Source organism: Streptococcus sp. HMSC074B11 (genome assembly GCF_001808705.1).
Classification (GTDB): Bacteria; Bacillota; Bacilli; order Lactobacillales; family Streptococcaceae; genus Streptococcus.
Window position 1 is genome coordinate 1 of sequence record NZ_KV794248.1, and the last position, 8,075, is coordinate 8,075.

The following is an 8,075-nucleotide window of genomic DNA, read 5'->3' on the forward strand; positions in this document are numbered from 1 at the left end:
GAGCCTATCTTTTCAGATAAACTCTTACTTTTCATACCAGGGTTTCTCTTTTTTACTAAAATAGGATTTGCTCATGTCAATAGTGAATATAGCCATTGGAATCAAAATGATACTCCATAGAATTGTCACAATTCCATCTGCAATAAAGGAAAAGTCACCTGTAAAGTGAAGCCCAAAATACAATAATAATACAACTGGAAGGAAAGCTGGAGCGAATTTTAAAGCAGCCAACCCTAAAACAATTATAAACACCATACTAAGACCAAATGTCTTATAGAACATATAGATAGCTATAGCTCCGATAAAAATAAAGAACAGCTGAACAAGTCTTTTAATATCAATGAAAATCATCATAGATTCCTCCTACTTTATCAGTAATATTTTAAAATCTCATCTGTTAAGTAAATTCTATTGGGTAGATTGGATCCTTGGCGGACTTCTTCAATTAAACCATGATTCTTTAGCTTCTTTTTCAAAGAAATCACTTTACTTTTACCTGATTGAAGAGCCTCCATTAGCTCCTCTATAGGGTAACATACAAAAGTATTTCCATTTTCATCATATCCTTTTAATTCAAAGTCAACTGCAGCTCTTAAACGATTTAATAAAAGCATGTAGAGAAAAATTCCACTACCCTTCAAATCATTGAACTGTGGGTTGTCTATTATTGGACGAGGAATAAAGAATTGTCCTGAATCTGTTGCTGCTGAAGAAAATTCTGGAATATCTGATAAATTTGATAAGTATTTCATTATTCCTTCTCCATTTCAAGTGATTTTTGATCTGAACTGGAAATATTAGACTCTGCCTCGTGCAACTTTCTAAGAAGTTCCTCCTTCTCTCTCTTTTTCTTCATATCACGAACATGCTTTTTCTCTGGTTGTGGATCTTCATCGTCATTATCATTTTTCTTCTTTATTTCTTTACTAAAATCTATCATAAAAAATCATCCTTTCCGATATCTCATTACTTAATTTTTTTCTGCATCTTTTCCCATTCTCTTATAATCATCTTCTCGATATAAGATGAAGCTGATTTCTCACCATGATACTCTACTAAAGCATCTAACATATCATATCGAACATTATGATGTAAAGAGAATGGATATCTTTGCTTTTTATTATAGCTCTCAGGAGACTTTCTAGCCTCCTGATTTTGTTTCCTAGACGAAGGAGTCTTTTCTCTCTTTGGTGTACTTTGGAATGTTTGTTTTACTTGTGCGAATCGATTCTCTGTCATGCTACCTCTCCTTCTAACACACTCAAAATATTTTCATATACGTAGTTTATATTATCATAAAACTTTTGATGTGTCTCTTGTTGGTTAGCTGTCATCTCTTCATACTGCTCAAAGACACTCTGACTGATCACAAGACTTTTGGCCATGAGCTCTTTCTCCTGGATAGAACCCAGGTAAGCAGGATCTTCTTCCACAACTTCTAAAAACTGCTTACAGGTATCTGTCACATTTTGGCCAACGTACTTAATTTTATTGCCAATCAGATAAGGTTCCGCTGTGACATAGCTCTTTTTAGAAATGACCTCGATTGCTTCATTCTTGATAAACTCGACAAATTTCTTCAGAGACAGCCAAGCCCGAAAACCGTTGAGAGAAGCATCGGATACCGCTAAGACCATATCCGAAACGGCAATAAAATTGGCCGTCACCAAACTTTCGTCATTATGGGTATCAATCAGAATCACATCAAACTGAGCGGCCAGCTCCTCATAGTGCTCACTAAACCACATAAAGAGTTGCAAGTATTTATTATTTCGACTGCCAAGATCCAGCTGCTCATCTGTTAGACGTTCATCTCCGCAGATTAAACTGAGATTTTCAGAAATTTGAACAATCTCATACTCTCCAGTCGTAAATATATCATAGACGGTTTTCTCACATTTTACATCAAATGTTCTTGTCAAATTACATTCCCAAGCTCCATCAATGAGTAGTGTTCTAAGTCCCTTAACACGTGCCAACCAATCCCCTTCATTAAAGGTATCTGTAGTTTTACCACCGCCACCTTTTCCTAAGTTTGTCGTCTGAATCTTCATGATTCCCTCCTTGGATAATTGTATATTTTGTTATATAACTTTTTATATACTTAATTATACCTAAAACTACTTTTCTTGTCAATATAAAAGCACAAAAAGTTATATAACTTTTTGTGCAACTTTTTAGCCATATGTACCGCCTATATTTCCACCAACATAGGCTTTTAGTTGGATTTGTTGAACTGTAGTATTGAAATTACCAATGAAATAGCTATTCTCTTCCCCACCTTTAGTCAGGACAACTAAAAATTGAATAACGTCCTCTGATTCTGTCGGCATCACTTCTAATTGTTTAGGTTGAAAATCATACTGATTCGTTAGAATAGCCATCGCAAAGGTTTGAACCATCGCATTCTGTGTCATAGATAAATGATTCTCGATTGTTCCCTTGACATTTGGCAGAAAATTCGTCTTTTTTATATCTGCTACTGCTTCTTCAAAGGCTTTTAACACTTCTTTTTTGTCTTCTGAGCTTGCCTCTGCATAGGGGCGTTCTAGTTTTAACTTAGCTGTCCGATAATTCTTCTCGTCTGCTGTTTCCTCTTTGGAAGACGGCTCGTTTTGAGTGGTTCCTGAAGAACTCACCTGGGCAGCTTCTTCTATTTTAGTTTGTTGAGATGGCCTGAAACTCGATACAATCCCTATTCCTGCCAAAACCAATAGAATACCTACTACAATCGATACAACCATATTCTCCTTTATCCAATCAATCATCTTATATACTCCTTTTAATTTGAATTCAATTTAGGTTCCCTATCATCTGGATAGGCAAACGAAATAACTTGGGCTCGCTGTTGTTCTGGAGTCCAAATTCGATAGTCCCATGTATAAGGGGTCTTAAACGTATCCCAACCACTTAAAGGTGTATTTTGTTCTACAAATAAGATAGATCCGTTTTCAAAGACATGACATACAATTCCTGTATGACCATAGCCTCCGCCTCCCACCTGTGTAGAAAAGATAGCACCCCTTTTGGGAGTTGACTTAAGTGAATTCCCGAATATTGATGCCCAAGCTGCTGCCTGATCTTTCCCATTACCTTGAACTGAACCAGAATGACCCCATATATGATTTGCGACACTAATTGTAAGATTCACACATTGTCCAGCTATATCGTCCCTTCCAGGATTATACCACCCTGTAGACTTAGCATAATCCATGCCTAAACTCTTAGGATCGACAATAAACGGTTTCAAACTATCTGGTAAATCTTCTGGTTTATACCCCCACGCAGTCGCATCTGAAGGAACTTTTCCTGTTCCATCGACACTACCACCTGATTCACCACAATCACTTTTTTCAGCTGAAGAAGAAATAGCATTATCTGAAGAACTGGCATCTTGTGTATTCGATACTGCATAAGGTTTCTCACCATGAGCAGCAATGGCTTCCTTATCAAGCCACTGATACTTAGTACCTAGCTTTTCGTACATATCAGTTAGCTTGCTCTTATAGGTGCCATCTGTGGCCCATCCACCATCTGCTATGGCAGATAGAGTTGCAATGCCATTTATATTGTTTATAGCCCCTTTATAAAGTGTCTGGTGAGCCATAAACTCAGCTTTCCCTACAATCCCTGCATCATAGCTAGAAAACCAAGTATAAGCTCCTCCTGTACCGTCTCCAACGTTTGCTCCAGGCTTTGTTCCTGTTAAGTCAATACTGTCTTCACCATACGTCGCAATAGTGACTGGAAAATCACTTTTTCTGGAGGTTTTAACACCTCCCATGTTATGAGCCATCCAGAAGGAAGTTCCATTAGGATTCGTAAAATTAAAGCCATTCTCTATCATAGTTTGAGTGATGGAAGCTGAAGGTAGAAAACCTCCTGCTCTCCAAGATAGAATATAGGATTCCTTATGCTTTTTTACAAAACCATCTATGGAACCATCAGCTGAAGAAACTGTTGAGTCACTAGTTGAAGATGTTGTTTCTACAGCACCACAATCATGTCCACCATTACTAGCTACAGCGCCCATAATCCCAGCCAACATGGCCATCCCAACATTGATAATTAACAGTATCGCTACAAAAGGAAGGATAATCTTAGGCTTTAATAATTTTTTCATAGATACCTCCCCTATCTACCACAATCCTAATATTGTTCGTAAAATGCCATAAAAAACTAAAAATACAATGAACCCTAGACCTATTTTCTTGAGACCATTCAAAAATTCCTTATCTCGCTCCTTTTGTGCTTCTAGACGTTTTGGATCTGATTCTCCCTCTGAAGCAAAATAATCTCTTTCTTGTTTCATACGACATTTACGAATCAAAACATATTCATCAAATTTCTGCTTTGTCCTTGTAATCATTCCTGATTTGTTTTTAACCATTTAAATTTAATGTCCTTTCTTATTCGATACCACCATAGCGCTCAACTTCTGGAGCTAATAATTGCTGGTTAAATACTAGATTTCCAACTCCTGCAATATTCATAAACAACTGTCCTTTGGCTAGGCGAGGCAATGTTTCTAATTCAGACTGATTCATTGATCCTGATAAAGCATTGGCTAATAGTGGAACGCTAGTTTCATCTGTCTGAGCAAAAATTCTATACTGCATCAGACCAAAAATCCTCTGAACCGCAGTTACGTATGGATCCTTATGAGTTCCGATACCTGTCTCAAACAGAATACCCCTCAGAGAATTTACGGACAACACAACTCCAGCAAAGTTTTCCCCCATTGTATCAATCATATCTGCCAAGAGATTCACACTGCTCTCATGCTTGGGATTAATGAGTGTCTGTGCACCACTAATATTGACAATATAGTGTTGCATATCCATCTCTGTTAAGCTAGGGTTCCTTTTCAGTAGTTGCTTACAACGTTTACCGTTATTAACAATATCTGCTGAAACAAGAGAAAGAACTGAGAATATTTGAACATTTAAGAGATGAGGTGCACTCTTCAATCCAGAAAAATCAAATGTCACAACTTGCTCTGAAGAGATATCTTGAAATTCGGTTGTCCCCTCGAAAATTTCTGCGTTTGTTGTCAATAATTCATTAAAAGTATTGTAAATACGTTTAACGGCTTTGTTTTCAGCCATATCCGTGCTAGAATTTTGTTCTAGTCGACGTTTATAGGCATCAACAAACAAAATGAAATCTGACAAGATAGGATAGTCTTCATTGACAAGATCAGTTGCTTTCAGTTTTTCTGGATTCAACGATGGGTTCCGAGCCCATAAATTTTCTTCAATATAGAATTCATTCAAGAGAGTTCCAAATGTGATTAAATCATCTCCTGTCACTTCATTATTCAGGAGTTTATAAATACTCTTTAATTTCTCGATATGAAGGTTGTAGGACTTTTTCTTATCAATTTCAGTTCCTGCTTCATTGGTTACTGTTGGAAAGACCTGGAAGATATTAATTCGGTTAGCTTCACCTGATAAATCAAATATCAATCCATGCTGCTTTCTTGTCTGATCAAGAAACTGACCAGTAGCATCAAAATTACGAATATAGTGCCCCTTTGCATAAAGACCATCTGTATGTTTCATAAGGAAAGAGCGCTGGCCCATCTTTGGATTACCAGATAGAATCATAAACGAACGTGTTCTTTTTTCATCACGTTCTAGAAAGTTGAAGTTCACTGCTCCGTTTGTTGGAGTCCAGCCAAGATAAAATCCCTTTTCGTCTTCAAGTTTCGTATGATTAAAGAAATATCCCCCAGCTATCGAATGAGCTGGAGTAGGTATCCCTCTTCGATGATTTGGTAAATCAATCTGATACTCAGCTGGAATAAAAGGAGCATGATATTCAAATTCTAATTCTCCTGATAGGATAGTTGATTTAAATTTAGACGTTTTGTCTTTGACCTCTTCAACCTTCTTAAACAATTCTTCCTTGGTTGATGCGAACACAAAGACACGAATATACATCCCATACATAGCTATATTCCGCTTATCAATGTCTCGACTTAACTTATTGAGATTGTCAATTTCATCTAGTTCTTTCCGATTATTTGTTAATTTACTGTTATTAGTAATACGTGTTGATTTTTCTTCAATAGAGTCCTCTATCTCTTTTTGAAGCTGTCTATTATCTTCTTTATACAGTGACAAGAAGGCACGTGTACCAGGTAATAACAATAATTCAGAAAGCCAAAAACGATCCATTCCTTCAGTTGGATATTCATAGTAGTGTAAGACCGTATGATATCCATCTCCACTTATCCAGGAACGATCATCCTTTTTAAAATCAATATTTCCTTGCGGTTGAATCTGGCTAAGGAAAGCAAGGTCATATCCTTCATTCTTTAATTGTCTTTGTCTACGTTTTGATAAATCAGGCATACTATCTCTCCTATACTTTCTCATTCATATTGTTGTATTGTTTTATAATCTGATTTTTCTTCCTATAGCTAATTTCTTGAGGAACAAAATCATTATTTCCATAAGTTTGTGCCTTCCGAACTAATTCGTCCAATTCAGTTGTTGTAGGTGCAAATAGCCACAGTATAAACTCTGTATTATAGACTTCTTGTCGGATGCTCTCTTCAACTTTAATTTGACTTTGAAGTCAAAACTCACGATCTTTGAGTTGTAAAAAACGTCTCTCATTTACTGATAGCTTAGAGAGTTCTTGTCGCACTAAACTCAAATGATGGCGTAAGTCAGAAATTTGTGTATCAGTATTTGTTGGCAAGGTTGTCGTCTCCACTTGGATATTCGGTCCAAATCGAGTTAACCAAGTTTCAAAATTTTCGATTGTTCGCATCACCTCGTTGTAAGACATCGATCCTAAGTCTTTACCTGGAATTTCCATCAGCTGCAAGTATCCATAATCTACTAATTGGATATAAGCCTGTCTATTTGGAATAATTGATTTTACGTCTAACAACTCAACACAAGAATGTAAATCGAAATATTCCTGCGTATGCTTCTTCATTTCTCGAATACGTCCTAAAGGTCGTTTCTCAATATTTTTAGATGAAGTTTGTTTAATTGCCATTATGATTTTCTCCTTCTGATATAGTTCAAACTGATGTAACGTTTTCTTCTTCGTCTGAAGAAAAGAAACATACTGTGCCAATTCTTTTTACCACCGTTAGCTGGCAACACCAGATACAAACTCATAACTGGTGTTAAAAATATGAATGCGAACATTTGTATCCATTGGCTTTTCGGAAAAATTCTTAATCCAACGCTTAGAGCAATTAGACCAGTTATTCCTACAAATGTAATGTCCAGAATAAGAAGTCCTATAATCTTGATTTTGGCATAAATATCTCTAGGTACACCATATTTTTCACCGTACATTAATTTCTCCTTTATATTTGTTTTGACACTCACATTATAATGAATAATCGAAAATATCTTTTAAAGGGACAATAGCATTTTTCTCATCATCCTTCAGGAATAAATTACACAAAAAGTTATATACTTTTTTACACAATAAAAGAAGCCTCAATCTTGAGACTTCTTAACTAAATCAAAGAATGATTCTTCAGAAAGAAAAGTAATCAATTGGCCCTCTGATAGTCTTCTAAGCGCTGCATCATGCTTCTTAGACCTTTTATCTGGATCAAAAAGATTCAACTGCTTGTGTCCTACAACCAATATATCTGTCCTAGCAGACACATAGTTTTGCACGACAGCCCCTTTACTTTCTAAAAATCGTACTGCTTCTTCTCTAGTTAGAGGACGTAGGCTTCCTGTGATAACAATATTCTTCCCTGTTAAATCCATAATTCATCCTATTCCTCCTCTTCAGGACTTTCAGCACCTGTGATATGTCGTCCTCCCTGCATACGCTGTCCTGCTTGTTGCATCTGTTGGTTCATGTATTGCATTTGACTCATGCTCTGTTGAAACTTTTGTTGAGAAGAGTCTGCTTGTTTCGGTGCTTGTGTCGATTCTACAACTGATGGAGCTGAATTTTGAATTGGAGCTTCTGTTCCTCCAGTTGGATGAGCTGAATTTTGAATTGGAGCTTCTGTTCCTCCAGTTGGATGAGTTGAATTTTGGATTGGTGACTCTGTTCCTCCAGTTGGATGAGTTGAATCTTGA

The 8,075-nt window shown here is 36.6% G+C and carries 11 protein-coding genes and 2 pseudogenes; all 13 read right to left on the reverse strand.

The features are described 5' to 3' along the window. Window positions 1–24: 24 nt before the first annotated feature. Window positions 25–354, reverse strand: coding sequence for a hypothetical protein (locus HMPREF2619_RS02095; RefSeq protein ID WP_070458703.1), 330 nt, complete (start codon window positions 352–354; stop codon window positions 25–27). A 17-nt stretch (window positions 355–371) separates the two neighbouring features. Continuing rightward, entirely contained in the window at window positions 372–752 is a 381-nt protein-coding gene (locus HMPREF2619_RS02100; protein ID WP_049538570.1) for a replication initiator protein A, read from the reverse strand. Next, entirely contained in the window at window positions 752–940 is a 189-nt protein-coding gene (locus HMPREF2619_RS02105) for a hypothetical protein (protein WP_049538572.1), read from the reverse strand. Before HMPREF2619_RS02105 ends, HMPREF2619_RS02100 begins: the two co-directional genes overlap by 1 nt. 26 nt (window positions 941–966) lie before the next feature. After that, a complete protein-coding gene (locus tag HMPREF2619_RS02110; protein WP_044021364.1) occupies window positions 967–1,239 on the reverse strand; it encodes a hypothetical protein in 273 nt (90 codons plus the stop codon). Further along, window positions 1,236–2,054 (reverse strand): ParA family protein, encoded by an 819-nt coding sequence (locus tag HMPREF2619_RS02115; protein WP_070458705.1) that lies wholly within the window; start codon window positions 2,052–2,054, stop codon window positions 1,236–1,238. Before HMPREF2619_RS02115 ends, HMPREF2619_RS02110 begins: the two co-directional genes overlap by 4 nt. 123 nt (window positions 2,055–2,177) lie before the next feature. Continuing rightward, entirely contained in the window at window positions 2,178–2,768 is a 591-nt protein-coding gene (locus HMPREF2619_RS02120; protein WP_049538576.1) for a hypothetical protein, read from the reverse strand. 14 nt (window positions 2,769–2,782) lie between these two features. Then, complete coding sequence (locus HMPREF2619_RS02125) at window positions 2,783–4,123, reverse strand: CHAP domain-containing protein (protein WP_070458708.1); 1,341 nt, start codon at window positions 4,121–4,123, stop codon at window positions 2,783–2,785. 15 nt (window positions 4,124–4,138) lie between these two features. Further along, a complete protein-coding gene (locus HMPREF2619_RS02130; RefSeq protein WP_070458710.1) occupies window positions 4,139–4,390 on the reverse strand; it encodes a hypothetical protein in 252 nt (83 codons plus the stop codon). A gap of 19 nt (window positions 4,391–4,409) precedes the next feature. Then, on the reverse strand, window positions 4,410–6,359 hold the full coding sequence (locus tag HMPREF2619_RS02135; RefSeq protein WP_070458711.1) for a virulence factor: 1,950 nt from the start codon (window positions 6,357–6,359) through the stop codon (window positions 4,410–4,412). Window positions 6,360–6,369: 10 nt separating this feature from the next. Then, window positions 6,370–7,017: pseudogene (locus HMPREF2619_RS02140) on the reverse strand (hypothetical protein). After that, a complete protein-coding gene (locus HMPREF2619_RS02145) occupies window positions 7,017–7,325 on the reverse strand; it encodes a DUF5592 family protein (RefSeq protein ID WP_049538583.1) in 309 nt (102 codons plus the stop codon). The pseudogene HMPREF2619_RS02140 and the gene HMPREF2619_RS02145 overlap by 1 nt, the downstream one beginning before the upstream one ends. 147 nt (window positions 7,326–7,472) lie before the next feature. Continuing rightward, the gene (locus HMPREF2619_RS02150) at window positions 7,473–7,754 is read right to left on the reverse strand and encodes a BRCT domain-containing protein (RefSeq protein WP_185756812.1); all 282 of its coding nucleotides are present in this window, start codon (window positions 7,752–7,754) and stop codon (window positions 7,473–7,475) included. A gap of 8 nt (window positions 7,755–7,762) precedes the next feature. Continuing rightward, window positions 7,763–8,075 (reverse strand): annotated as a pseudogene (locus HMPREF2619_RS02155) (hypothetical protein); the annotation flags it as partial.